The organism is Devosia sp. J2-20 (assembly GCF_055808475.1).
The window spans coordinates 1,632,533-1,658,552 of the sequence record NZ_CM147870.1 but is presented as its reverse complement, the minus strand read 5'-3'; the positions used below and the strand labels follow the sequence as shown (position 1 = coordinate 1,658,552).

The window sequence follows — 26,020 nt, the reverse complement described above, 5'->3', positions numbered from 1 at the left end:
GAAAGTCCTTTCGTTCCTGTGCGCCTAGACCGCGTTTGATGCGACGGGCGGTGGCTGTTTTGACGATTGAGGTTGGTTGGCGGCGGCTGCGATATAGACCGCGGCCAGGATGCTGAAGATGTACGCCTGGACCATGCCGGTGAGCAGTCCCAGCGCCGTCATGACAATGGGGAACAGCAAAGGGGTGATGCTGATCAGAATGCCGACGATCATCGCCCCACTCATCATGTTGCCGAACAGGCGCACCGCCAGTGCCAGGGTGCGCGATACTTCACTGATGGCGTTAAACGGCAACATGATCACCGTCGGCTCGATATAGGATTTGAGGTATCCCCCCAGACCGCGCGCGGAAATGCCATAGAGCGGCACGGCGAGAAACACGCACAATGCCAGCGCAAAGGTCGTCGACAGGGATCCCGTTGGCGGCTCGAACATCGGAACGATACTCGACAGGCTCGATGCCGCAATGAACAGGAACAACGTGCCCAGAAAAGGCAGGTACTTGCGCGGGTGCTCCAGTCCGATTTCCCGGATCTGATCCAGAATTCCCGTGACCAGAATTTCGAGCAGGTTCTGCCAGTTTGACCGTTCTTCGCCTGTCGTCAGCGTTCGGGTCACGACAAACGAGCCCAGGGCCAGCACCGCCATGAGAGCCCAGGTACAAACCAGCGTCGCATTGATGTTGACGCCCGCCACGGTCCAGAGCACCAGTTCGTCGGGACTAAGCCGCATCGCGGTGCCCCGCTGCGTTGGCCGGCGTTTCCACTGGCAGTAATCGTGTCGCCACCATGCGAGCCACGACAAACCCCGCCAGGCAAAACAACAGACGTTGCCAGGAACCGTCGGCAACCAGATAGAACCCGCCCAAAACCAGACCCGTCCGACCCAGCATGCTTGCCAGCATCAGCAAGGCTGGTTGTGACGCCGTCAACAGCTGCCGCACTGTCCACCATAGCCCGATAAAGAACACCGCGCCCAATGCTGCGCCGGCCAAAGCCGACAGAATTGCAGGCGCTGCATCACTCATGGTCATTGTGGTCCTCCTCGCGCATCGTTCTGTCTTGGTTGGATACCCAGTGCCACGCGTTCAAGCAGCCCAGCACCAGCCCGGCGACCAGCAAGGCCAGCGTCCATGACCGGCCCCCCACGCTCTGGCTGTCCAGCCACTGGCCTAACAAGGCACCAAGCAGGGTTGGCACCACGATCGACCAACCGATCAAACCCATCATGCCCAGGCCAAACCAGACGTTCTGCTCGCCATCACGCTGGACTTTCAGGCGACGTCTGGCCTGTCGCCCGACACGATCGACAAATCCTGTCGGCCCCGAGCCTTTGTCCCGGTCAGGGTCATTCATGGCGGACGTCCACAAACCGGTGCAGGAACCCGCTCTCAAGCTTGGCCAAGACGGCGCGGGCTTCCTGTTCAGCACCCGTTTGGGTCAGGAACTCGCGCTCCAATTGCGCCTGCAGCCGATCAAGACCATCACCGGCAAAGGCGCGGCGTACGGAAATGACCACTTCGCGACCGGTCTTGATCATCACGCCCTCATCAAGCGCGGCATAACGGACGCCGTCGGCGGCAGTTTGGTACTCCACGATGCCCGGCACAATGGCCGCAGCGCAGTCCAGCCGGTTGGGAAGAATGCCCAGTGAACCGGCCGTTGTCGTGACCACGATGCGCTCAACGGCTTCAAGATCGGCGAATACTCCAAATGGCAGCAGGATTTTAAGTCGCATGCATCCCCCCTGCAGTCTCTGTCGAGGCGGGGGACTTCTCCTTGGCCTCATCGATAGCGCCGATCATGTACAGCGCGCTTTCGGGGTAATCCTTGAACTCGTCGTTCAGAATGCGCTCGCAGCCATCGAGAGCATCGGCGCGCGATACGAGCCGGCCTTTGATGCCCGTGAATTGTTCAGTGGTGAAGAAAGGTTGGGTCAGGAACCGTTCCAGCCGACGCGCCCGCGCAACAATCTTGCGATCATCCGGCGAGAGCTGCTCCAGCCCCAGCATGGCAATGATGTCCTTGAGCTCGGCATATTGCGCCAATGTCCGCCGGATTGCCTGCGCGAGCTGGAAATGCCGCTCTCCCAGAATACCCGGCGTTGCCATCTTCGAATTCGATTGCAGGGGATCGACCGCCGGAAACAGCCCTTCACTAGCCCGCTTGCGCGATAGCGCCAGCGACGCTGAGAGATGTGAAAAAGTATGAACGGCAGCAGGGTCCGTGAAATCATCGGCGGGTACGTAGACAGCCTGGATCGAGGTAATGGCACCGCTCGCTGTATTGGCGATACGCTCCTCAAGTCCAGACAACTCAGTCCCCATGGTGGGCTGATAGCCAAGACGCGACGGCATCTGCCCCATCAATCCAGACACTTCCGAGCCCGCCTGGATAAACCGGAATATGTTGTCGATCAGCAAGAGCACGTCGCGATGCTCGTCGTCGCGGAAGTACTCCGCCATGGTCAGCGCAGCATGCCCAATCCGAAAACGCGCGCCTGGCGGTTCGTTCATTTGCCCGAACAGCATCACCATATTGGCCAGAACGCCAGCCTGCTCCATTTCCCGATAGAGATCCTCGCCCTCTCGGGAGCGTTCGCCGATGCCGCAGAAAATGCTGACGCCATCGTGATGGCCGATCATGTTGTGGATGATTTCGGTCAGCAGCACCGTCTTGCCGACCCCTGCCCCACCAAACAGCCCGGCCTTACCACCGCGTTCCAGCGGCGCGAGAACGTCGATCACCTTGATCCCGGTCTCAAAGACTTCAGCCTTGGTGATCCGCTGCAAAAGCGGCGGCGGTGCATTGTGCACGGATCGCCAGGTCACATCGTCAGGTGCGGGTTTGCGGTCAATCGCATTGCCCAGCACGTCAAACATGCGCGACAGAACCGACCTACCGACCGGTGCGAGCAAGGGACCGCCGCTGTCAGCAACGCTCATGCCCCGCGCCAGCCCCTGTGTGGGCGTCAGAGCAATACATCGCACATGGTGGGCGTCGCGCTGCGCGAGAACTTCAAGAACAACAGGCTGGGTGGCCGCGATGCGCAAGACCGAATGAATCCCGGGCAAGCGGTCGTCGAACCGCACATCCACCACGCTACCACGCACGGCGGTGACCACGCCGGTGTTTGCTTCAGATACGCGCTCATGGGCAGATGGCTTGTTCAAACGTTGCGGACCTTTTCCTGCAACACGACCAAGCACCAATTCGGTGCATTGATCATGGCAGCATCGACAGTCCCGAGCCAATCAGCGCAGTTCAAACCGATGCCGTTGTGCAGGCACAGCATAGACCGCCGTAGCAGGCGCCTATTGATCTGCGTCAATCATTGTCACAGGCCAGCCGACTGCAACGGTGCAGTAGTCGCGCTCCGGCGTTATCCTGCAATCACGCAATCAGTTGAGACACCCGCCGCCAGCTTGAAGGTCTGCATCGCGTCGCCAACGGCGACAACCACGTCCCGGTCAGCTTGCGACGTCAAACAGAGCGCTGTGACCTTGCCCCGCGACCAGGCCATATCAAGCTCGATGCCACCATAAACCCGCATACCCTGAAGACTTCCCGCAGGCCAGCAACTCGGCAAAGCGGGCAGAAGCCGGATGCCCTTCTTGGATGATTGCACGATCATCTCGAGAATACCGGCGGCTCCACCAAAATTGCCATCGATCTGAAACGGAGGATGCGCGTCAAACAGATTGGTATAGCTGCGCTCGGGATGCAACAGTCGCCGCAACACATCATGAGCCTGGTCACCATCGCGCAGGCGCGCCCACAGATTGATCCGCCAGCCGATCCCCCAGCCCGTGGCATCGTCGCCTCGGATTTCCAGCGACCGCCGCGCGGCGTCAAACAGTGCGGGGGTCTCTTCCGCAGTGATCTGGTGGCTCGGATATAGCCCGTAAAGGTGGGAGACGTGGCGATGGTGAATCTCGGGCACATCCATATCCCAATCCTCCAGCCACTCCTGCAATTGCCCTGCCGCACCGATCCGGTCTTCCGGTAGCCTGTCACGTGTCGCTCCAAGGGTCTCGACCAACTCCCGATCAACGCCAAGCCGCCCCGCTGCTGCGATTGTTGCGTCGAAAAGATCGCGCAAGATCTGACCGTCCATTGCGGGTCCTGCACAGATCGACGCGCCCATCGGATGGACATTTTCAGGCGACAGCGAAGGATTGGTCACGAGGTGACTGGTGCCCGGCAGCTCGACAAGCGTGTCGACGAAAAATTCAGCGGCGCCTTTAAGAATTGGATACAGGCGCGTTACCAATTCAGCTGGAAAGCCCTCATAGGCGACATGCTCCCAGGCCTGCGCGCAAATCCACGCGCCGCCTGTTGGCCACAGCCCCCACTGAGCACCATCGACCGGTCCCGTCGCCCGCCACAAATCAGTATTGTGGTGCAGTACCCAGCCACGCGCCCCGTAATGGCTCTGCGCCATCACCTGCCCGGTGACTGCAAGATCCTCCAGCAACGCCAGTACCGGCTCAAAACACGCCGCCAGATTGGCGCGATCGGGCAACCAGTAGTTCATCTGCAGGTTGATATTGGTGGTGTATTTGCTGCCCCAGGGCGGCCGGGTTTCCTGGTTCCAGATACCCTGCAAGGTTGACGGCTGGGTTCCGGGGCGACTGCTGGTAATCATCAAATACCGGCCATACTGGACGTAGAGCGACGCCAGAGCGGGATCGTCCCCTTCAGCAAAACCGGCAATACGTTCATTGGTCGGCAGGTCGGCGGATTCAGTGCGCCCCAGATCTATGCCCATGCGCCGGAACAGGCACTGGTGCTCGGCAATATGGGCCATGAGCAACGTATCGAAGCTCTTACCTCCCGCGGCATCCATGCGGGCATCAATCGACATCTCAGGATCACCCGAGACGTCGTCGTAGCGCACAAAGCTGGTGGCGATGTCGAGCAGGATCAACACGGAATCTGCATCGCTTACGCGCAATTGAGCGCCGACCACTGACTTTGTGCCACCCTCCGCTTGCACCTTGGCTCGCATCGCAAACCGCAAAGCGCCATCAACGCCATGTTCGCTTCGGTTATGCCCGGCGAACCGCACACTACCATCCGGGTCAGCCGACGAGATCCCATGTTGTGGGCTGGTCAATTCCACACCTACATTGACGGCTCCCGGTGCATCAGCGGAGATCCGCACAACCAATAGCCCATCGGCCGCCGATACGAAGGCATCACGCCTGAATGCCACGCCGCCCGATTGGTAGACCGTGCGCGTCACTGCCGTGTCGAGATCCAGCGAGCGCCGGTAATTCTCAAACAGCGCATCGTGGGCCACATCCAGATAGAGATGGCCCGCCGGCTGATAGGACATTTCCAGATAGGGACGTCCCATCAGGTGCTGGTTGGCCAAGGACTGCGCTTGCGCGTATCGGCCAGCAAATATGTGCGCCCGAACAGTGTCCAGATGAGCCCGTGCGTCCTGATTGACTGGCTGATATGGCCCGCCGCTCCACAGCGTGTCCTCATTGAGCTGGAACTCGTCGCGCGGAACGCCGCCAAATACCATGGCGCCCAGGCGGCCATTGCCCAGGGGTAAGGCATCGGTCCACTCCGCCGCTGGTGTTTTGTACCAGAGCTCAAGATCACTCATCATAGTCTCCAATGGTCTTTAGCTGTTTGCGCGTAGCCGATTGCCGTCACCGTCAAAGGCAAAGGCTCTGTCGGGTTGGACGCCAATGGCCACCTTGTCCCCCGAGCGAATGCCGGCCTGATCACGGGCCTCAATGACCAGGGCTTCCCCCGAGGCTAGCGCACCATAAAGAAACCGGGTCCCACCGAGGTTCTCGACCACGTCAACAACCATTTCCATGGGCGTTTCGCCGCCCTGCGCGACGACAAAATGCTCTGGCCGGATCCCGAGCGTAACCGGGCCCTTTGCTGCCAGCCCGGCAACGGCAAAGCACGTGCCGTCTGCCAGCGTCACCTGGCCATCTCCTGCCGTACCCGGCAGGAAATTCATCCGCGGCGATCCAATGAACCCGGCGACAAACATGTTCACCGGATCCTCGTAGAGGGCCTCGGGGGTGCCTTCCTGCTCGATCTTTCCCGCCCGCATCACCACGATCTTGTCCGCAAGTGTCATGGCCTCGGTCTGGTCATGGGTCACGTAGATCATGGTTGATCCCAACTGCCGGTGCAGCTTGGCGATCTCAACGCGCATGGAGACGCGCAGTTCAGCGTCCAGATTGCTCAATGGCTCGTCGAACAGGAATACTTCGGGATTGCGTACAATCGCCCGCCCGATCGCCACACGCTGCCGCTGGCCGCCGGATAATTCTGCCGGCTTGCGCTTCATCAATGGCTCGAGCTGCAGGCTCGCCGCTGCTGCGGCCACCCGGGTTGCTATCTGTGACCGGTTGAGCCCAGCCATCCGCAGGGAAAACCCTATATTCTGTTCCACGCTCATATGCGGATAGAGCGCATAGTTCTGAAACACCATCGCAACGCCACGCTCGATCGGCTCGGCCTCATTGACCCGTCGACCACCAATCTGCACCTCACCGCCTGAAATTGGCTCCAAACCGGCAATCATCCGCAACAGCGTGGATTTCCCGCAGCCTGAGGGTCCGACAAATACGGTGAATGAGCCGTCCTCTATGCTCAGATTGAGCCCCCCGATCACCTCGAGGGCACCGTAGGACTTGTCGACATTGCTCAGGACCACATCGGCCATTCTCTTGCCTCCTCGGGCGGCTCGCTAACGCCTCAAACGGCGGGTCGAGCCTCTCAGTATGATGTTTGCATCAATGCGCACTGTTCGCTTGCCCAGCGGATCATTTTGGCCCAGCCGCTCGGCCAGAACAGACACGATGGACTCCGCGATTTTCTCAACCGGCTGCCCGACCGCCGTAATGCCGGGCTGGTGCACCGAGAACGCCGGAACGTCGTCAAAGCTCACCAGCGAAATATCATCGGGAATGGTCATGTCGTGCTCGCGCAACCAGCGCAGTGCGCCAATGCTCATATTGTAATTGGCGCCAAACACGGCCGTTGGGGGCTCAGACAGGCTCATCAAATCGCCCATGCTGGTATAGCCGCGCTGGTCGCTCCAGCCCCCGTCCATCACCAGTTCGGGGTACTCCCGCACGCCATGGGCCTTGAGCGCGTCTCGATAGCCTTCAAGGCGATCGCGTCCGACGGAGTCGCGCAAATTGCCGTGAATAATGGCAACGCGCTCGTGACCCAGGTCCAGCAGGTGGTCCACCAGCCGTCTGCTGCTCCGGCGATTGTCCACAAACACCCGGTCAGCCGCCAGGTTTGGCAGGTCATTGTCGTACAGAACCACGAGCATGCCCTGCTCAATGTACGGCGCCAGGCGCTGCCGCAATTCTTCATTGCCATCCATCACCACCGCGTCGACACGGTGACCCGCAAAGAACTCCAGACCATCAACAATGGCCTCTGGCTCGGTATCGTGGCAGAAACACACAACGGCTCGCCCAGTCTGGCGCATACGGCGCGCCAGTTGGTCCAGCAAAGCCGCGTGGAACTCACTGACTGCGGGGACCAGCATACCAACGATGTGGGTGGTCTTGGTCTTTATCGAGGCTGCAGCACTATTCCGCCGATAGCCCAGATCATCGATGACCTTGGCTATCCGCTCGCGATTGCCGCCCCGGATTGGCAAGCCATTAATGTAGCGCGACACCGTACCAACCGCCACGCCAGCCTCGCGGGCGACGTCGACAATGGTGGCGGGTCGGGGCTTGGTGCTGATCTCTGTCATAACTCTACTGGTTCCGCATGAATGCCCCCATACTCGTGCAGTCGGGCGCCTTCTTTCTGCATAGTCATGGTTTAGCCTGCCTGTCACTGCCGCAAGCCAAACCAAAGTCGCTCTAGGCGCGATCCTCAAACACAACCGCGGTATGGATTCTCAGCTTGTCCACGGACACGCCATAGTACCCGTCGCCGAAATCCGTGATGGGCAACTCAGCACCGGATAGTGCTTCGTAGGCGCGACCTGGCCGTTCTTGCAGGCGCACGCGGACCGAGACCGGTCCAATGGCTGGAATATCCTCGATCATCTCCATGACGCGGCTCCCCTCATCGGTGGGGACGGCCTTGCCCCGCACCTGGGGGGGACCGTAAAGCAAGTGCACCATGTGCCGTCCGTGCTCGACCTGCCGCACCAGTGTGGCCCGCCCCGCCGATGGCAAGTCGGTCAGCAATGCGGGGTCTGGCAGCAACTTGTCCAGAAGCCCACGCACGACATATTTGTACAGTGGCTGCCCCATGGCGTGGTAGATCGAGAAGATTGGATAGGCCACATAGCCCACGCCATTATGCAGCGTCACACCCGCACCAAGCGGCTTGGCATCCGGATCATCCGGCGCATGGGCGTGAGATGAGAAGTGCTGATAGGTGCGGTTGAAATAGGGGCGAACAACATCGGCCAGCACCTGAGCTCCTTGAGACTCGATCTCCTGTGCGGTCCCATAAACGACGAACGGCGTTTCGGTCATACTTGCATCAAGCGCCTTGCCAGCCCTGAGATAGGACGGCTCGAAACCAACTACGCCACCACTACGTACGCCTGTCGGCACAGCGAATTCGCCATCGGCACCAAGAGCCGAACACCCTGACAGTAGCAGCTTGCCGCCTTGCTTTAGATAGCCATCAAGCCGGTGAGCCAGCACGCTATCCACCGGGACCGTGTCAGGCAGGATGATCACCCGATAACTGCCAAAATCCGCGCTTGGATCAATCACATCAAAAGGCCGTTTCAGCTCAAGCAACATCTGCGCTGCGCCATCGTCAGCATGGTTGTTGCGGTCGCCAACCGGATGGAAGTACTCGGCCGACAGGATGGCCACTTCCGATATCTGCTTGGCCCCGTCTAGAAACGGCTCCAGCTTTTCGATCCGCGCATAGGCCGGGGCGATCGACGCGTAGGTATCAGGGTTGATCGCCCCGTTGGGATGCAACTGGTCGCCCACAAGACACTTGGAGCCAAGCGCCACCATCTGCGCCGTCTCATATTCAAGCGCGTCTGGATGCTTGAAGCCGCCAAACTCGCCCCACGATGTGTGGAACTTCCCGGTATGGGCGAGGAAATCGAGCCCAAGCGTCGCCGCATAGCGCGCACTGGAGGGAAAGTGGTCATACCCCCAGCCACCGGTCGGAAGGCTCTCCAGTTCAAGATGGCTGTAAGGCTCAAAGCGCTGCGGTCCCTGCTTGTGGATGTGACCACAATTGTAGAAGACGCGCAGCCCGGGAAACTCCTCGCGAAGCGCCGCACTCATCTCGCTGCGAAACACCTCATTGACCCACTCATCCTTTTTGAGGCGGTCAGCGTGTTTGGTGGCATCAAGCCCCTGCTCGTCCATTGTCTCCAGACATTGCTCGCAAACGCAATCGGGCGTCAGCACGATGTCGAAGAACAGACCGGGCGTCTGATAGTTTCGCGCCACCTCGCGCGCCTGCTCGAGCAACTCGTCTCGATACGCCTTGTGGTTCAGGCACAATGTGTGCCAGCCCGCCTCTAGCTGGCTGGGATCAAAGCGGTTCTTGGTCGCTGAGCGCGCGCGCCATTCGGGGTGTAGCCGCGCGTTCCGCTCATCCCATTGCACCGAGATGTAGATCGGGCACTCGATATCTGCCGCGACCAGGGCCGTGACCATGTCACCCATCAGATCGCGCGTCAGCTGCGGGTGCTGTTCGCCCACCTTTGTGGGGTAATAGGACCAGCCATGATGGCACTTGGCGAAGATGGTCACCGAGTCAACATGAGCAGCCTTGAAGGTCGAAACGAAGTCCTCCGCATCGAATGCCGAACCGATGCCGGGAATGTGCTCCGAAGTGTGGAAATCAAGATGGATCTGGCGGTATCGCAGCGGCTTATTGGTACGTGTGGGCATAACTACTCCTTGGCGCCGCTACGGGTTTGCGACCCGGCTGCGAACTGACGCTGAAAAATCATGAAGACCAGCAATGGAACGATGGTGGTGACAATCGCGGCGACCGAGCGCAGATCCCAATTGGACTCATAGGTACCTGCCACCTTGGTCAGCAGTACCGGCAGCGGCACATTGCTGCGCAGGAACAGCATGGGCAGCAGCAGCGCATTCCAGGTCCAAAGAAACTGCAGAATACCCACCGCAAAGATCGGGCTGCGGGCATTGGGCAGCACCACATGCAGTAGCGAAGAGATTGCGCCGCAACCGTCGATCCGGGCTGCCTCGATAAGTTCCTTGGGAAAGTCCTCAAGGAAGTTCTTCACGAGGAAGATCGACCAGGCAAAGCTCAGCCCGACATAAGGGATCAGCACGGCGGCGATATTGTCGATCAGCCCGAGGTCCCGCCACAACTGGAATAACGGAATGATCACCACCTGCTGCGGCAGGACGAAGGCATTGATGATCAGCACCAGCAAAAGGCGGCGGAATGGAAACTTGAGAAAGTGGAATGCATAGGCCGCCGCCGGCGTCAGCAGCATCGTACTGATCGTCGCAATTCCGGCCAAGAGTGCCGTAAACCAGAAGGCATTGGCCAGTGGGTACTCCTCCCACACCCGGATCCACGCGCTCAGAGTGAAACTGACCTCATCCAGCCGCCACCAACCCAAGGTAATCTCGGACGGCGGTCGGATCGACGTGACGACAATGCCCACCACAGGGATCAGCCAGATGACGGCGAATACGCCAACCAGCGCAACGATCCCATACGGAACTCGACCGTTCATTTCGCACCTGCCGTACGCTGCATGATGGCCGGCGTTGAAACGATCAACACGGCAACCAGCAACACCACGGTCGCCGCAGCGCCGTAGCCAAGTTTGAACTGCGTCATGGACTCCCGGTACATAAAAAAGCCCACCGTCTCAGTGGCACGAACAGGTCCGCCACCAGTCAGCACATAAATGATGTCAAAGGCGCGCAAGGCGCCAAGAAGGTTGATGAAAATAGCCACCCGCACGCCCGGGAGCGACAGCGGCACCATGATGTGGCGCATGATTGACAGCGGCTTGGCACCATCCATATAGGCGGCCTCCAATACGCTTTTTGGGATCGATTGCACCGCGGCAAAACACAGCATGAGCGGCAGCCCCACACCGCTCCAGGCGACAACAAATATGAGTGATGCCAGAGCAGTATTGGCGTCCCCCAACCACGGATGGGTAAAGCCCGGCGAGAAAATGCCGATGACGCTGTTGAGCAGTCCCGCCGAGTCGGGCCGCAGGATATTGATCCAGATATAGCCCGAGACCGCCTCGGATATACCAAAGGTCACAAAAATCATGACGCGAAATGGCAGTGTCTCGCGGGGCGCGAAGGCGCAAAGCATTGCCAGAATCCAGCCCAGCGTCACCGAGATCGCGGCGGTTCCAACAGTGAATATAAGCGTTGTCGTCAGCGTACTGCGGAACCCCGGGTCGGAGAACAGCCTGATGTAATTGCCAAATTCGGTATATTTCGGCTTGCCCAGCCCTTTGATGTCAAAGAACGACAGGCGGATGGTCTCGATCAGCGGATAAACCACCGCGATACCGAACAGGATCAACACCGGCGCGATCAGCAACCAGGCCGCAGGCGTGTCCTTGAGCCGCCACCCGCGGGTGGCAAGCAGCTCGCGCTGCCCACCACCCAGGGGGAGGAACCCTTGTCCGTCGCGACTGGCGCAAAAGGAGCGACGGGTTGTGCCATCAGTAGGCTTCCATTGCCTTGGCTTCGATAGCGGTCAACACCGCGTCAATATTGGCTTCAGACGGATCGGCCAGGAACTTCTGCAACTGGACCCGATATTCATCGACCAGGTCACCCGGCAGCAAATCGCCAAGCACAAACTGAACCTTGGATTGCGCGACCGCTTCGGTCGCAATCTGCTGTACCGGCCCCAATAGAGAAGCATCGGCTGCCTTGCTCGGCGACGCATAGCCATAGCTGGCCATGATATTGGACGCTTCTGCACTAACGATAAAGTCGAGGAAGGCGTTAGCGGCCTCGGGATTGCTACCATTGGTCGTCACGTTGAGCTCTTTGGTGTCGACACTGGAGGTGTCGTCAAAGCCCATGCCCAGAGCCGGGAACTGCAGCAGTGAGTAGTCCTCGCCTTCGGTTAGGCCGTAATCGTTCTTCAGCAGCGAATTGGTCCACATACCGATCAGCATGTAGTTGGCCTCATCGGCGCGGAATATCTGCGCGTAGGACTCACCCAGATCATTGGCGAACATTACCGCTGGATCACCGCAACAACCCGCATTGAGCATCTCGGCGAATTTGACCAGCGCACCCTTTACCTTGGGATCGGTCCAGGCGATCTCGTGTGCGGCCAGTTGCGCGGCAGTCTCGACCCCTGCCGTGCGCAGCAGAAGCGATTCAAACCACTCTGCGTGTGCCCAAAACTTGGCAGGCACTGCAACAGCGGTTCCATAGCCTGCCGCATTGAGCTTTTCGAAGCTGGCGAGGAACTCATCCCAGGTCTTTGGTGGAGTAATACCCGCCTTCTCCATATGCGCGGTCTTGTACCAGATCCCCGAGCGATCACCGTACGTGTAGGTCAGGCCATAGGTGGTGCCATCAATCGACCCCAGATCACGCCACGACTGGTTCAGCTTGTCGTCCCAGCCAAACTGCGCCCACTCATCATCGATCGGACGCAAAATGCCGGCGTCAACCAGTTCTGCCCGGAAGGCCGGCCAGGTATTGATGATCACGTCGACCACCTCGCCGCTCATGATTGCGGTACGAATGCCGGCGCGCGGATCACCCTGGGTACCAGCCGGCAGAAATTCGCGAATGGTCACGCCTGGATGCATTTCGGTGAACTTCTCACCGATCTCCTGCCACATCTTGCCATCGGTGCCGGTTTGCCACTGCAGAATGGACAATTCCCCACTGAGGTCCTGCGCCAATGCAACGTGCGGTGCCACGCTTGCAAGCAGCGCAGCGGTCGCGCCAGCCAGGATGGCACGGCGACGGATAGAAGACGGAATTCTGATGGATACAGTCATCGATTTCTCCTCCCATAGACCGGTCGCCATTTTTGACGCTACCCGATCAATTACGTCATAACGTTATCAACTACGTTGTGATTGGCAAGGGGAATTATGCAGACAGATGTCCGTTCAGGCCCGCAATTCCGGGGAAAGCGTCGGACAGGTCACGCCTAAAGAACCATCAACAACACGGTCGTTCTTTTGCGTTTCATGCGTTAGCATTGCCCGATGACGACAGAACCCGCGCGAAATGCGCGCGTATAATCAAGGGACTATCGCAATGCTCGTTCTGGTAACCGGCGCGACAGGCAAGGTCGGCCGCGTACTTCTTGATCAGTTGCTTGCAGACCCCCGCTGGCCTGACCTGCGCATCCGCGCCCTATGCCACAATCGCACCCTGTCCGCGCGCGACCGTCTCGAATCGGTGCGCGGCTCTATCGCTGACCGCGAGGCTGTCGAGCAGGCCATGGCTGGTGTGACCCATGTCATCCACATGGCAACCGTCAAGGAAGACCCTCTGTCCGCCATGGATGTGTCGGTCAAAGGCATGTTCTGGATGCTGGAAAGCTATCGTCAGAGCCCCACGGCGCGTCAGTTCATGTTGATTGGGGGCGATTGCGTCGTCGGCCACATCATCAACAGCTACGACTCCCCCATTACGGAAAACTCGCCCCGCAAGCCCTACCCCGGCGTCTACGCCCTATCCAAAGTGCTCGAAGAAGTGATGCTGGAGCAGTACTACGTCCAGTACGGCATTAATGGCTGCTGCCTGCGGGCACCCTGGATCATGGAAAAGGATGATTTCCGCCATGTCCTGGATTTTGACCAACAGTTCGGCGGTCCCGATTGGGACCAATTGCTGACGTCCGCGCAACGAACTGAGTACGCCACCACCAGCAAGGTTCCAATTCTGCTCGATAGCGCCGGCGCAACCTTAAAGCGCAACTTCATCCATGTGACTGATCTGGTGAATGCCATGCTCGCTGCGCTCGACGATCCCGCAAGTCGCCAGAACCTGTTCAACATTGCGATGAACCAACCGGTTGATTATGGCGCCGTGGCCGAGCACCTGAAACAGACGCGCAACCTGACCAGCGTGACAATAGAGACGCCGTTTCATTCCAACTGGCTCGATAATGCCAAGGCGCGGCAACTTCTGGGCTGGCATCCGCGCTACGACATGGCGCGACTGGTCGATGACGCATTCAACTATCAGCGAGCTCCCGACGACCCGCGTATGATCTGGTATATCGGCTAAAGTCGAACGCGGGCGCCCCCGTTCGACTTTACCAATCCCTGACCAGCATCTTTGCTGACCGAAGCCCCGATCGGGGGCTTCGGGTCGTCCCTATTTGGACTTGCCGCCATTTAGCCTGTCGATATAGGCGGGCAGCATGGGCACGTAGTCGCCGGCACCATCTGCTGCCACGGCTGCGGCATAGGAATTCTTCACTGCATTGCCCACTGGGTTGACCAGACCTGCCCCATTGGCCATCGATTCCAGATAACGTAAATCCTTGAAGGCATTGGCCAGGCTGAACTTGTGGGCATCGCGATCTCCCTCAAGCGTGTAGCGCATGAAGGTCTGGTAGAAGCCACAATCCATGCGCCCCCCGCTGATCACGCTATCAACACGCTCGGCCGAAATGCCCACCCGCTCGGCAAGTGCCAGAGCCTCGGCATAGATGGCTCCATAGCCAAGCGAAATGAAGTTGTTGAGCAGCTTCATTCGATGGCCGTCACCAACCCCACCGATATGCACGATCTTGCCCGCCCAGGTATCCAGGATTGGCTGCAACCGAGCGAACACCGCATCATCCGCCCCCACCATGGTGTCGAGCGTACCCTCCCAGGCCTCTTTCGGCGTCCGGCTCAGCGGCGCATCAGCAAAATCGATCCCTTTGGCCTTCAACTCTGCCGCGAGCATGGCAGTCGATGTCGGATCAGAACTGGAACAGTCCACCACGACCGAACCAGGCCGCAGATTGTTCAACAGTCCGTCCGGCCCGCGCACGGCAGCCTCAACCTCCGGCGAACCGGTTACACACAAGAAGACCACATTCGATTGCCTAGCCAACTCACCCAATGAGGTCACCTCAACAGCGCCGCGCCCGACAAGGTCCTCGACCGGCTTGCGATTGCGGTGCGCGATGACCGACAAAGGATGGCCATTTTCGACGATATTTTTGGCAATGCCGTGCCCCATCATGCCTAGCCCGATAAAGCCCACGGCCTCGCGCTCGATTGTCTCCTCAGACATTGGATTGTCCTTTCCCGCTGCTTGTGCAGCGCCATTGTTCGCGTTGAATTGAGAGCTCAGTCCTGGAGCAAGTCCCAGGCCGTCTGAAAAAAGTCAGGCGCGCCGAAATTGCCCGACTTCAGCGCCAGCGCCAGATCGGGCCCACCAACGCTACGGGTCCACGGCACCCCTGGCGCGATCTCCGGACCAATCCGTAAGCTGGACACCCCCAGCGCGGCAACAACCGCGCCTGAAGTCTCGCCCCCGGCCACGATGAATCGTGAAAAGCCGTTATCGCGCAGAATGACAGCAAGGTTGGCCAAGAGATGCTCAACCAGCAGCCCGGCCTCGTCTTTGCCGAGTTTATCCTGAACCGCGCGCACCGCATCAGGCTCGTCGCTGGAGTAAACCAGCGCGGGCCCGGCACCGGTATTGGCCAGCACCCAGTTGGCGACATCGGAAACCGTTTGGCTACCAGCTGCCACATCAGCTGGCACGATCTTCAGGGCTGGGCGACCAGCCGCGATCGCCTCGTCTACCTGCCCTCGCGTTGCCTCCGAGCAGGAGCCCGCAAGAATGACCGACTTGCCAGCAGGGGCTGCCATTTTCTCTGGTACCGCCGCACTACCAATCCGCCCCTGCAAGCGGAAGTTCTCAGGCAATCCCATGGCGATACCAGACCCACCGGTGATCAGCCTGGCTCCGGCCAGCGCCTTGCCGAGACCCCGAAGGTCTGCATCCCGAACCGCATCGGCGATCATCAGACGGAAGCCAGCTTGCTGCGCCTTGTGCAGGACCGCATTGATCACCTCGGCCCCGGCCGAAACGATATCGAGTGGCAGAAGTCCAACGCGGGCCGCGCACTGGGCTTGCAGCACCCGCACCAGATTGGGATCGCGCATGGGAGTCAAAGGATGATCTCGCATCGCACTGTCCGAGAGCAGCGACGATCCGACAAACAGGTGCCCCTGGTAAACCGATCGCCCGGCCGCGGGAAAAGCCGGGCAAGCGATTGCAATGGGCACATCGAGGAGTTCCATCAGCGCTTCGGCGACCGGGCCAATATTGCCCGCATCTGTCGAATCGAAGGTCGAGCAATATTTGAACAGGAACTGTTCGGTGCCAGCGGCACGCAGCACCAAAGCTGACGCCAGCGCCATGGCAACAGCCTGATCAGCCGGAATCGTCCGAGACTTCAACGCCACCACGACAGCCTCGGCATCACCGAAATCAGCGCCCTCTTGAGGAACACCGATCACCTGCACGGTCTTCATGCCGTTGCGCGCCAGCATCAGCGACAGATCGGTGGCCCCGGTCAGATCGTCGGCAATCGCGCCGAGCAGGATGGAATTGGTCATGTGGCCCTCAAGCTGTGGCGCCGGGAAGGATTTGGTAGCCGGTATCGATGATCTCCGGCTGCATAGGTCGATCACGTTGCCTGAGCAGCATTTCGATCGCCGTCCTGCCCGTCAGAAAACGGTTTGACCGCAGTGTCGACAACGGTGTGGGCAGCGCTTGGCCAATATCGAGGCCGTTAAAGCCAAACAGGCCAAGATCGACCTTGGGAACAATGCCCGCGCTCAGACAGTGAAACACGCCACCCGTGGCCATGTCGTCATTGGAAAATACCACGACATCAAGCGCGCTCTGGCGCGACAGAAGTGCGGCCAGCACGCTACGGCCAGATGCTGTCGAACTCGGTCCATCGTGCAGAGATCGGTCAATCAGCTCGAGGCCAGCCTCGGCGAGCGCCATGACCAGGCCATCATGGCGAAGCTGCGCGCGCCGATCCGCTGTCCAGTCGTGACCGACATAGCCAAAGCGGCGATACCCCTTGTCGATCAGATACCGGCCCGTGTCATAGCCGGCCTGCCGATGCGAATGGCCAACCGCCAGATCGATGGGCTGGCTGTCAATTTCCATGATTTCGGCAATCCGCACGCCGCTGCCCTCAAGCATGGCCCGCGCCACGGGCGTGTGCTCGACGCCAGCAATGACCATCGCCTCGGGGCGCCAGGCCAACAAGGACGCCACCAGTTCTTCCTCGGTGTTCAAATCATAGTCGCTCACGCCGATAACGGCCTGAAACCCGGTATCGGCCAGCGCCGACCGAATACCGTCCAGCACCTCGGGAAACACTATATTGGTCAGCGACGGCACGATTACGCCCACCAGCTTCGATCCCGAAGATGCCAGTCCTCCTGCCAGCCGGTTGGGCACATAGCCGACATGTTGAACCGCATCCAAGACCCGCTCACGCGTCGACTCGGCAATGGCACCTTGACGCCGCAAAACCCGCGACACCGTGATTTCGCTGACCTTTGCTATGCGCGCAACGTCCGCGAGCGTGACACCCTGACGCCGCTGCGCCAGTCGTTTGCCTACCGACGACGTCAACTTGGGCTGATCTGACTTCATTGACTCCTATCCGACAGTAGCCATGATCAAGCAACATGACAGCGCTAACATAATTGGCATTTCCGGGGATCGCAATCTCTGAAACGACCGAATACTCCAGCGCACCATAATCACGCGGAGCCCTCCAATGACAGAAACAACCAGCCTCGCTGTGGCGATGATCGGACTTGGGTCCATGGGACTTGGCATGGCCAAATCGCTGCTGGCATCTGGCCATACGGTGAGTGGCTATGACGTTACCGCATCGGCGACCGCCGCACTCGGTGACTTGGGCGCTCGGGCCTGTACCAGTCCAGCCGATGCGGCCAAAGGCGCACAAATCGCGGTGGTTGTTGTGGTCAACGCAGCGCAGACCGAAGCAGTGCTGTTTGGCGACAACGGCATTGTGCCGGCGATGGTGCCGGGCGGCGTGGTGATTTCCTGCGCTACCATGGCTCCTGACGCGGTTCGCGCCCTGGCAGAACGATGCAGTCAACGCGACATCCACTACCTCGACGCCCCCATGAGTGGGGCGCTGCGCGCGCCGGCACGGGCGAACTGACCTTCATGGCATCGGGATCTCCGCACGCGTTCGCCGTTGCGCGGCCCGCACTCGATGCCATGGCTGGCAAGGTCTACGAACTCGGCGAAGCGCCCGGCATCGGCGCCTCCTTCAAGATCGTCAACCAACTGCTCGCGGGGGTCCACATCGCCGCCGCGTGCGAAGCCATCACCTTTGCCAGCAAACTCGGCCTGGATATCGACAAGGTCTATGAGGTTATCACCGCCTCTGCTGGCAATTCGTGGATGTTCGAGAACCGCGTTCCACACATCCTCGAAGGTGACTACGCACCCAAAAGCGCCGTTAACATCTTCACCAAGGATCTTGGCATCGTCAGCGATATCGGACGAACGGAGACATTTCCCCTGCCGATTGCCGCTTCCGCACTGCAACTCTTTCTGGCCACCGCCGCTGCGGGCATGGGCCGCGATGATGACGCATCGCCCGCCCGCCTCATCGCCCAGATAACCGGCATCAAACTTCCTCAGACCAAGGAGCACTAGGCAATGGTCAAACTCGCCGCCAATTTGTCGATGATGTTCAATGAACTTGAGTTTCTGGACCGCTTCGCCGCAGCCGCGGCGGCTGGTTTCTCAGCGGTCGAGTTCCTGTTTCCCTACGCCCATGAGCCAGACCAGATTGCTGAACAGCTGGAGCGCAATAGTCTTCAACTCGCCCTTTTCAACCTGCCGCCAGGCGATTGGGAGGCTGGCGACCGCGGTATGGCGGCCCTGCCCGCGCGTAGAAACGACTTCGAACAATCGGTAAGCGCCGCGTTACGCTATGCCAGCGTCCTGCGCCCCCATCGCCTTCACATGATGAGCGGGCTAGCCGACAGGACGGATCCTCAAGCGGTCGCGACCTACCGCGAAAACACTACGCATGCCTGTCAGCGCGCGGCTGAGCATGGCTTGACCATGGTCATCGAGCCAATCAATGCGCGCGACATGCCGGGATATTTTCTCAGTGATTTTGGCTTTGCGGCCGACCTCGTCACTGAACTCGGTCTGCCCAATCTCGAACTGCAATACGATATTTATCACCGGCAGATCTTGCACGGCGACATCATCCGCAGCATCGACGCATTGATCGGCATGATCGGGCACGTGCAAATTTCTGCCGTTCCCGACCGCCACGAACCAGGCAGCGGGGAGCTCGATGACGGCCGCATCCTGCGTCACCTCGATGCCAGTGGCTATGACGGTTTCGTCGGCCTCGAATATCGCCCCGCGGGCGACACGCTCGCCGGCCTGGCCTGGCGCCAGAACCTCGGATTTTAGCGCCAGCCCTATCTGGTCGGCGCGCTAACTCTCACTGAAGGACTGCAATCATGAGCAAGCGAATTGTCTTCACCGGCGGCAGCGGCAAGGCCGGGCGCCATGTCGTGCCCTACCTGCTCGATCAGGGCCACAGCGTTCTCAACGTCGATCTGGTGCCGCTGGACCATCCCGGCGTAAACACGTTGACCGCAGACCTGACTGAGAGTGGACAGGCCTTCAACGCATTCTCGATGCACTTTGATTTCGATGGCTTCACCACCGGCGCCGGCCCAGCACCAGTTGACGCCCTCGTCCACTTTGCAGCGGTGCCGCGCGTGCTGCTACGCCCGGACAACACCACCTTCAGTGCCAACGTTATCTCGACCTATAACGTCATCGAAGCGGCGGTAAAGCTGGGGATCAGGAAGGTCATCATCGCATCCAGCGAGACCACCTATGGGGTGTGCTTTGCCGAGGGCGACAAGGACTATCACAGCTTCCCGCTTGAGGAAGATTATGACAGCGATCCAATGGACAGCTACGGCCTGTCCAAGGTGGTCAATGAAAAGACGGCACGCGCCTTCGCCATGCGCAGCGGTATCGACATCTATGCCCTGCGTATCGGCAATGTGATCGAGCCACATGAATACGCTATGTTCCCCGACTTCATCGCCAACCCGGCTTCGCGCAAACGCAATGCCTGGAGCTATATCGATGCCCGTGATCTGGGCCAGATCGTTGATCTCTGCGTGAAAAAGGATGGCCTCGGCTATCAGGTATTCAATGCGGTGAACGACGAGATCACGGCTGATCAGCCGACCGCAGAGTTCCTTGCCAAATGGGCACCAAATACCCCGGTTACCCGGCCGATGGGTACAACAGAAGCACCGATCTCCAATCGCAAGATCCGTGACGTCCTCGGCTTCAAGGAACAGCATAACTGGCGCCAATACGTCTAGCTTCGTTGGTCTGATAGTACCGAGATCGCTGCGGCCGGTGACGGGCTAGCCGGAGACAAAAAAGCCCGCAGGTGACCCTGCGGGCTTTGTGTTGATGCGGTGTGGCCTACAGGCCAAGTTCGGCATAAACGGCATCGAAGCGTTCCCCAACCTTCCTGGGAACCTTGACGGCCTTGACGGCGTCCAGATTGGCCAGGTCGTCACCGACCATGATCATACCGACCATGCCCATTGCGTAGTGTGGTGTGCACTTGATGCCATAGGCACCGGCAACATCAAAAGTGACGGTAAGGGTCTCATTGATCTTGCTCTTGAAGGTCTCTGCACCCTCAGGGATCATGTCCTTGATAGTTTCGGCGTTGTGCCCCTTGTCAGTGGGTACAAATGTCACGGTATCGCCGGGCTGGATCTGAACAAAAGCAGGTTCAAATACCATTGCGCCAGCATCCCCCTTGTTGAGCATATGCATCTCGAAATCGGCAGCGATGGCTGGCACAACCGCGAAGCCGGCAATTGCGGCGGCTGCGATCAGGGCTTTGAGGACATTGCTCATCTTCGGTCTCCTTGAGAAATGGGGCCAGAGCGGTCCCGTTGGCGACCTTCTAGGCGCAAGCCCTTCGTCTATCTTTGTCCCAAATCAAATAATTATAAAAATTCCGCGGCCGAAAATATGATCTTAATTTGCGCTTGATCAAAGAGAGGCAATGTTATTGGGCCTATCCCGAAACCGTACCGGCACTGACAGGCCGAGCCCGGAATTAAGGAAAGTATCATGACAAGCAATAATGGGATTTCGCGCCGCAATCTACTTGTTGGCGCCACAGCAATAGGCGCCGCAGTTCAGCTTGCCACAGTATTGCCTGCGACCGCTGAAGCAGCAATGGCGCCGGTCGTTGATGTGTCCACGCTGGAACGGGTAAAGGTCGAGCTGGTGGCACCACCCTTCGTGCATACGCATGAACAGGTGGCTACAGGCGGTCCCAAGATCGTCGAATTCACCATGGTGATCGAAGAAAAAGTGCACGAAGTCGATGAAGATGGCACCACCATCTGGGCGATGACGTTCAATGGCACGGTTCCAGGGCCGCTAATGGTTGTTCACGAAGGTGATTACGTCGAACTGACGCTGATCAATCCCGACACCAATCTGATGGCGCACAATATCGACTTCCACGCCGCCACGGGCGCGCTGGGCGGCGCCCAACTGACCGAGGTAAACCCTGGCGAAAAGGCTGTGTTGCGCTTCAAGGCGACCAAGACCGGCGCCTTCGTCTACCATTGCGCGCCTTCCGGCATGGTCCCCTGGCATGTCACCGCCGGCATGAACGGCGCCATCATGGTGCTGCCACGCGAGGGCCTGAATGACGGCAAGGGCAATGCCCTTGGCTACGACCGCGTCTACTATGTCGGCGAGCAGGACTTCTATGTCCCCAAGGACACAGACGGCAATTACATCACCTACGAGAGCATTGGTGACGGTTATGCTGACACTCTTGAGGTGATGCGCACACTTAAACCCAGCCATGTTGTGTTTAATGGCAAGGTCGGCGCGCTGACGGGCGAGAATGCCATGACGGCCGCTGTGGGTGAACGCGTACTCGTGGTCCATTCCCAGGCCAACCGAGACACCCGCCCGCACCTGATTGGTGGCCACGGCGACTTTGTCTGGCCCGGTGGCAAGTTCGGCAATCAGCCTGACGTCGGCCTCGAGACCTGGTTCGTCGCTGGCGGTGCTGCGGGCGTCGCCCTCTACACCTTCCTGCAACCCGGCATCTACGCCTACGTCAACCACAACCTGATCGAGGCGTTCGAACTGGGCGCTGCAGGCCACTTCAAGGTGACCGGCGAATGGGATGACGACCTGATGACCGGTGTCATGGCCCCCAGCCCAATCTGATCTGAAATACCCAAACATGGGTGCGGCGCCATTGGTGTGCCGCATCACACCCCCACCTGGAGCGCCACAATGCTCGCCCTGCCCCGCCCCTTGACCGCCATCGCCAATTCCATGGCATTGCCCGCAGGGTTGCTACTCGTCGGCGTGGTGCTGATAGGCCTGCAACTGAACCTGCCAGATATGACTGGCCGATCTGCTGCCATGGCTGGTCCGGCGATCGCTACGCTAGCCCCGGCAGATTTCATCTATCGCCCTGACGGCAGCTTTGTCCGCGAGGGCAACGCGATTGACGCGCCACTGCTGAAAACCCGCTTGCCCGCGCCCCTCACCATCATGCAGTTCCAGGTCAGCGATGCCGATTACGCACGTTGCGTCACCCAGGGCGCTTGTGCGCCGGCGGCACCGCAAAATGTCGGTCAAGGCGATATCCCGGTGACGGGTGTCAACTATGAGGACGCTATCCGCTATGCGGCATGGTTGTCTCGCCAGACCGGTCAGACCTGGACCCTCCCGACGGATCGGGAATGGGCATTCGCGGCCGGTGCTAACCGGCCCGACGAGGCCCTCGGCGTCGACGACAGCGCCAATCCAGCACTGCGCTGGCTGGCTGATTATGAACTGGAAGCCAAACGGAAAACCGCCAGCGGCCGTATGCCACTGCCGCTGGGTAGCTTTGGCACGAACGAACACGGCGTTGCCGACATCGCTGGCAATGTGTGGGAATGGACCCAGACCTGCCACCGCCGTGTGCAAATCGATGCGGCCGGCATTATCCTGACTGAGACGCCGGCCTGCTCAATCCGCGTATTGGATGGCCAGCACCGTGCACCAATGAGTGTATTTGTGCGCGACGCCAAGAGCGGTGGATGCTCGGTTGGCACCCCGCCTGCCAACTTCGGCTTCCGCCTCGTGCGCCGTCCCAGCTGGACCGAGCAACTGCGGACCATGCTGCACATCTGATTTCGCTGTACTCCCCAAAGCCGTCAATCGTGATAGGCAAAGCCAACGACACGATGGGACGGTGATCTTGGCCGGAATAGACCGAAGTTTGGTGCGCGCCCTGCCACTGTTCAACAAGCTCAGCGACAGCGAGCTTGACGACCTGCTGGCGCAAGCCTCACTCCACCGGTTTGCCATTGGCGAAGCAGTCTTCGAACAGGGCGCTGCCGCAACACACTTTTTCCTGCTGCTGCACGGACGCCTCAAGGTGACCCAGGTCACCGCCGACGGGCAGCAGATCATCGTCCGGGTTGTTCACCCCGGCGATATCTTCGGCTTTGCCAAGGCCCTGCAACGGCAGGATTATCCCGGCACACCCACAGCAGCGGCTGAAAGCGTGGTTATCTGCTGGCCAACGGAGGTGTGGGATCTCTTCGTCGAAAAGAACCCGCATCTGGCGGTCAACGCCATGCGGACCATCGGCGAGCGCCTGCAGGAAGCCCATACGCGTATTCGCGAAATGGCGACCGAAGAAGTCGAACGCCGCGTCGCACACGCCGTGCTTCGATTGATCAAACAGGCCGGCAAGATCGAGAGTGCCGGCATCCGTATTGACTTCCCCATCTCCCGCCAGGACATCGCTGAGATGACCGGCACCACCCTGCACACCGTGTCCCGAATTCTGAGCGCATGGGAAACCAAGGGGCTGGTCCAGGGTGGACGACAGAAGCTGCTGGTCCGCGACGCCACGGCACTGCGTCTTTTGGCCGAAGGCAGCACCGACTAAACAGCGCTGATTGCGCCATCGCAATGACGCCGGTGCGCTGAGCCACTAGACGCCTGTTGAGCCAATTGGTTCGATGGAGATTTAATATGGCAGGCAGCAATCCGTCGGCAAGCAAACGCCAACCGATTCCCCGCGGCATTGCCCGCACCGGTCCAGTGCTATTCTCCTACGGATTCCGACCCTTCTTTCTGGCGGCTGGCATCTGGGCGATTGCCGCCATGGCCCTTTGGATCGGCGCTCTGATAGCGAGCTGGGAAATTGGCGGCAGCTATGGCGGCGCTTACTGGCATGCCCATGAAATGCTGTTTGGATACAGCTCAGCGGCGCTGGCCGGATTTTTGCTCACCGCCGTGCCCAACTGGACCGCTCGCCTGCCGGTATCTGGCACGCCGCTGGCGTTTCTGTTCGCCCTGTGGTGCGCAGGTCGCCTCACCATGCTGGCGCCCGATGCCCTGGGACTGCTGCCATCGCTGCTGATTGAAGCCAGCTTCCTCCCCATGTTGCTGGCGATCTGTGCGCGCGAGATCATTGCCGGAAAAAAGTGGAAGGATCTCAAAATTCTCGGCGGCATCGCGGCCTTGGCGCTGGCCAATATCGGCTTCCACACGCTGATTGCCACCGGTGGCGACGTTGGCCTGGCCAACCGTCTGGCGGTCAGCGCCTATGTGATGCTGGTATCGATCATGGGTGGGCGGGTTGTTCCCAGCTTCACCCGGAACTGGCTGTCCAAACACCATGTTGACCGCCTGCCCGTCTCCTATAACCGCTTTGATGCCCTGGTCTTGCTGGTGAGTCTGGCAGCATTGACACTATGGGTCCTGATGCCGGAAACGATGTGGTCCGCGCTGGCGTGCGGCGCAGCGGCACTGTTACATCTGGCACGGCTGTTGCGTTGGCGCGGCTGGCAGGTCTGGGACGAAAAGCTCGTACTGATTCTGCATCTTGGCTACGGTTTCGTACCGTTCGGCTTTGGCTTGATTGCCTTGGCCCAACTCGGCTGGTTTGAGCCCGTCGCAGCACTTCATGTTTTCACGGTCGGGGTTATTGGGGTTATGACATTGGCTATTATGACCCGCGCAACACGGGGGCATACCGGCTTGCCGCTGGCAGCGTCGCCAACCACGATCGTAAGCTATGCCGCACTACTGATCGCAGCAGTTTCACGTCCAATGACCAGTTTTTGGCCAGCCGCACACATGGAACTGCTCACAGTCGCTGGTATGGGCTGGATCTTCGCCTTCGGGCTTTACGTCTTCGAATATGGCCCTGTGCTGTCGCGGCAACGACGCGAGCGTGGCTGAACCCGCTCAGCCATGTCCACAGCGTATCATCAAACGATACGCCTCTCCGGTATCGTCAAAATCCCCCACCCAGGCGTGCCCGTTCGATTTCAACCGCGCATACAGCGCCAGCGGTTCTTCGGAGAACAGTGCGAACAACACGTCGCCCTCGCTACGTAAAGCCAGTGCGACCTCAACGCTCTGCTGCGCCGGGACGAGTTCCAAACCACTGCAGTCCAGATAATCCATGGGATTAGGCCAGGTTTCGGGTCTGGCAGGATTTGAAACCGGCATCGGCGTGAACACGACCTGCCAGTCGCCACTGTCCAGCGGCGTGCTGGTCGCCGAAAAGCCCTTTTCAGCCATAACCTTGAACAAGGGGTCGGGTCGAAACCCCGCAATCAGCTTGAGTTTCTGGCCACCGATCAACTGATTTACTGCACTCATTATGGCGCCGAACGGCTCTCCGCCACTGGCAAGAATCGGGCGCACATCGAGCTCAAGATCATCCACAGCGTATCCTCCTCATCCAGATTTGGCGGCTCTCCCTCGGCCTTAAGCTAACCGCAGGCTGAACGGGCAACTTTGTCGGCGCGCAAATAAGTCCGTGCAACGCCACATGTATTCGACGCTCACTCCCCATGAAGGACGCCGTCTTTGCGCCAGATCAAAGACGCCCGTATTTTTTTCGCTAGGGGTTGGACCTAACTGGGCAAACTTGCCTGTATCCGACGT

24 protein-coding genes and 1 pseudogene are annotated in these 26,020 nt (G+C 59.6%); 8 read left to right on the top strand and 17 right to left on the bottom strand.

All coding sequences use genetic code 11. The features are described from left to right. Window positions 1-24: 24 nt before the first annotated feature. From AC0L37_RS08120 to AC0L37_RS08065, 12 genes are all read right to left on the bottom strand, one after another. A complete protein-coding gene (locus AC0L37_RS08120) occupies window positions 25-732 on the bottom strand; it encodes a F0F1 ATP synthase subunit A (protein WP_282221478.1) in 708 nt (235 codons plus the stop codon). Further along, window positions 722-1,033 carry an ATP synthase subunit I gene (locus AC0L37_RS08115; RefSeq protein ID WP_282221479.1) on the bottom strand — a complete coding sequence of 104 codons (312 nt, stop codon included), beginning with the start codon at window positions 1,031-1,033 and terminating at the stop codon, window positions 722-724. The genes AC0L37_RS08120 and AC0L37_RS08115 overlap by 11 nt, the downstream gene beginning before the upstream one ends. Beyond that, entirely contained in the window at window positions 1,020-1,355 is a 336-nt protein-coding gene (locus AC0L37_RS08110; protein WP_269368530.1) for an AtpZ/AtpI family protein, read from the bottom strand. Before AC0L37_RS08110 ends, AC0L37_RS08115 begins: the two co-directional genes overlap by 14 nt. Then, window positions 1,348-1,737, bottom strand: a complete 390-nt coding sequence (locus AC0L37_RS08105; RefSeq protein ID WP_282221481.1) for a F0F1 ATP synthase subunit epsilon — start codon at window positions 1,735-1,737, stop codon at window positions 1,348-1,350. The genes AC0L37_RS08110 and AC0L37_RS08105 overlap by 8 nt, the downstream gene beginning before the upstream one ends. Then, a complete protein-coding gene (gene atpD / locus AC0L37_RS08100) occupies window positions 1,727-3,172 on the bottom strand; it encodes a F0F1 ATP synthase subunit beta (RefSeq protein WP_282221482.1) in 1,446 nt (481 codons plus the stop codon). The genes AC0L37_RS08105 and atpD overlap by 11 nt, the downstream gene beginning before the upstream one ends. A gap of 209 nt (window positions 3,173-3,381) precedes the next feature. Continuing rightward, the gene (locus AC0L37_RS08095; RefSeq protein WP_282221483.1) at window positions 3,382-5,619 is read right to left on the bottom strand and encodes a glycoside hydrolase family 95 protein; all 2,238 of its coding nucleotides are present in this window, start codon (window positions 5,617-5,619) and stop codon (window positions 3,382-3,384) included. Window positions 5,620-5,637: 18 nt separating this feature from the next. Continuing rightward, on the bottom strand, window positions 5,638-6,702 hold the full coding sequence (locus AC0L37_RS08090) for an ABC transporter ATP-binding protein (RefSeq protein ID WP_282221484.1): 1,065 nt from the start codon (window positions 6,700-6,702) through the stop codon (window positions 5,638-5,640). A gap of 24 nt (window positions 6,703-6,726) precedes the next feature. Then, window positions 6,727-7,755 (bottom strand): LacI family DNA-binding transcriptional regulator, encoded by a 1,029-nt coding sequence (locus AC0L37_RS08085; protein WP_282221485.1) that lies wholly within the window; start codon window positions 7,753-7,755, stop codon window positions 6,727-6,729. Between the two features lie 112 nt (window positions 7,756-7,867). Continuing rightward, on the bottom strand, window positions 7,868-9,889 hold the full coding sequence (locus AC0L37_RS08080) for an alpha-L-fucosidase (RefSeq protein WP_282221486.1): 2,022 nt from the start codon (window positions 9,887-9,889) through the stop codon (window positions 7,868-7,870). A 2-nt stretch (window positions 9,890-9,891) separates the two neighbouring features. Next, window positions 9,892-10,713: a carbohydrate ABC transporter permease gene (locus tag AC0L37_RS08075; RefSeq protein ID WP_282221487.1), complete on the bottom strand. Its 822-nt coding sequence runs from the start codon at window positions 10,711-10,713 to the stop codon at window positions 9,892-9,894. After that, on the bottom strand, window positions 10,710-11,549 hold the full coding sequence (locus tag AC0L37_RS08070) for a carbohydrate ABC transporter permease (protein ID WP_282221488.1): 840 nt from the start codon (window positions 11,547-11,549) through the stop codon (window positions 10,710-10,712). Before AC0L37_RS08070 ends, AC0L37_RS08075 begins: the two co-directional genes overlap by 4 nt. A 124-nt stretch (window positions 11,550-11,673) precedes the next feature. After that, entirely contained in the window at window positions 11,674-12,981 is a 1,308-nt protein-coding gene (locus tag AC0L37_RS08065) for an ABC transporter substrate-binding protein (RefSeq protein ID WP_269368535.1), read from the bottom strand. Window positions 12,982-13,246: 265 nt separating this feature from the next. On the opposite strand from AC0L37_RS08065, the gene AC0L37_RS08060 reads away from it, so the two are divergent. Next, window positions 13,247-14,224 (top strand): NAD-dependent epimerase/dehydratase family protein, encoded by a 978-nt coding sequence (locus AC0L37_RS08060; RefSeq protein WP_282221489.1) that lies wholly within the window; start codon window positions 13,247-13,249, stop codon window positions 14,222-14,224. 90 nt (window positions 14,225-14,314) lie between these two features. On the opposite strand, the gene AC0L37_RS08055 is transcribed toward AC0L37_RS08060, so the two are convergent. From AC0L37_RS08055 to AC0L37_RS08045, 3 genes are read right to left on the bottom strand one after another with little or no spacing between them, the layout of a single operon-like run. Beyond that, complete coding sequence (locus tag AC0L37_RS08055) at window positions 14,315-15,226, bottom strand: NAD(P)-dependent oxidoreductase (protein ID WP_282221490.1); 912 nt, start codon at window positions 15,224-15,226, stop codon at window positions 14,315-14,317. A 56-nt stretch (window positions 15,227-15,282) separates the two neighbouring features. Further along, window positions 15,283-16,563, bottom strand: coding sequence for a 3-oxo-tetronate kinase (otnK, locus tag AC0L37_RS08050; RefSeq protein ID WP_282221491.1), 1,281 nt, complete (start codon window positions 16,561-16,563; stop codon window positions 15,283-15,285). 7 nt (window positions 16,564-16,570) lie between these two features. Beyond that, window positions 16,571-17,623 (bottom strand): LacI family DNA-binding transcriptional regulator, encoded by a 1,053-nt coding sequence (locus tag AC0L37_RS08045; protein WP_269368539.1) that lies wholly within the window; start codon window positions 17,621-17,623, stop codon window positions 16,571-16,573. Window positions 17,624-17,750: 127 nt separating this feature from the next. Between AC0L37_RS08045 and ltnD the strand changes: the two are divergent. From ltnD to AC0L37_RS08030, 3 genes and pseudogenes are all read left to right on the top strand, one after another. Beyond that, a pseudogene (gene ltnD / locus AC0L37_RS08040) lies at window positions 17,751-18,667 on the top strand (L-threonate dehydrogenase). 3 nt (window positions 18,668-18,670) lie between these two features. Further along, a complete protein-coding gene (gene otnI, locus AC0L37_RS08035; RefSeq protein WP_282221493.1) occupies window positions 18,671-19,444 on the top strand; it encodes a 2-oxo-tetronate isomerase in 774 nt (257 codons plus the stop codon). A 50-nt stretch (window positions 19,445-19,494) separates the two neighbouring features. Next, window positions 19,495-20,382, top strand: a complete 888-nt coding sequence (locus AC0L37_RS08030) for an NAD-dependent epimerase/dehydratase family protein (protein WP_282221494.1) — start codon at window positions 19,495-19,497, stop codon at window positions 20,380-20,382. A gap of 106 nt (window positions 20,383-20,488) precedes the next feature. On the opposite strand, the gene AC0L37_RS08025 is transcribed toward AC0L37_RS08030, so the two are convergent. Continuing rightward, on the bottom strand, window positions 20,489-20,935 hold the full coding sequence (locus tag AC0L37_RS08025; protein WP_282221495.1) for a pseudoazurin: 447 nt from the start codon (window positions 20,933-20,935) through the stop codon (window positions 20,489-20,491). Between the two features lie 219 nt (window positions 20,936-21,154). Here AC0L37_RS08025 and nirK point away from each other — a divergent pair, with 219 nt between their 5' ends. The 4 genes from nirK to AC0L37_RS08005 all read left to right on the top strand — a co-directional run bounded on the left by nirK (window position 21,155) and on the right by AC0L37_RS08005 (window position 25,306). Further along, window positions 21,155-22,279, top strand: coding sequence for a copper-containing nitrite reductase (nirK, locus tag AC0L37_RS08020; protein WP_282221496.1), 1,125 nt, complete (start codon window positions 21,155-21,157; stop codon window positions 22,277-22,279). Between the two features lie 69 nt (window positions 22,280-22,348). Next, complete coding sequence (locus AC0L37_RS08015; RefSeq protein WP_282221497.1) at window positions 22,349-23,239, top strand: SUMF1/EgtB/PvdO family nonheme iron enzyme; 891 nt, start codon at window positions 22,349-22,351, stop codon at window positions 23,237-23,239. Window positions 23,240-23,306: 67 nt separating this feature from the next. Beyond that, window positions 23,307-24,005 (top strand): Crp/Fnr family transcriptional regulator, encoded by a 699-nt coding sequence (locus AC0L37_RS08010; protein WP_282221498.1) that lies wholly within the window; start codon window positions 23,307-23,309, stop codon window positions 24,003-24,005. 86 nt (window positions 24,006-24,091) lie between these two features. After that, window positions 24,092-25,306, top strand: a complete 1,215-nt coding sequence (locus tag AC0L37_RS08005; protein WP_473315025.1) for an NnrS family protein — start codon at window positions 24,092-24,094, stop codon at window positions 25,304-25,306. A gap of 6 nt (window positions 25,307-25,312) precedes the next feature. On the opposite strand, the gene AC0L37_RS08000 is transcribed toward AC0L37_RS08005, so the two are convergent. After that, window positions 25,313-25,798: a DUF2249 domain-containing protein gene (locus tag AC0L37_RS08000; RefSeq protein ID WP_282221499.1), complete on the bottom strand. Its 486-nt coding sequence runs from the start codon at window positions 25,796-25,798 to the stop codon at window positions 25,313-25,315. Between the last annotated feature and the right edge of the window lie 222 nt (window positions 25,799-26,020).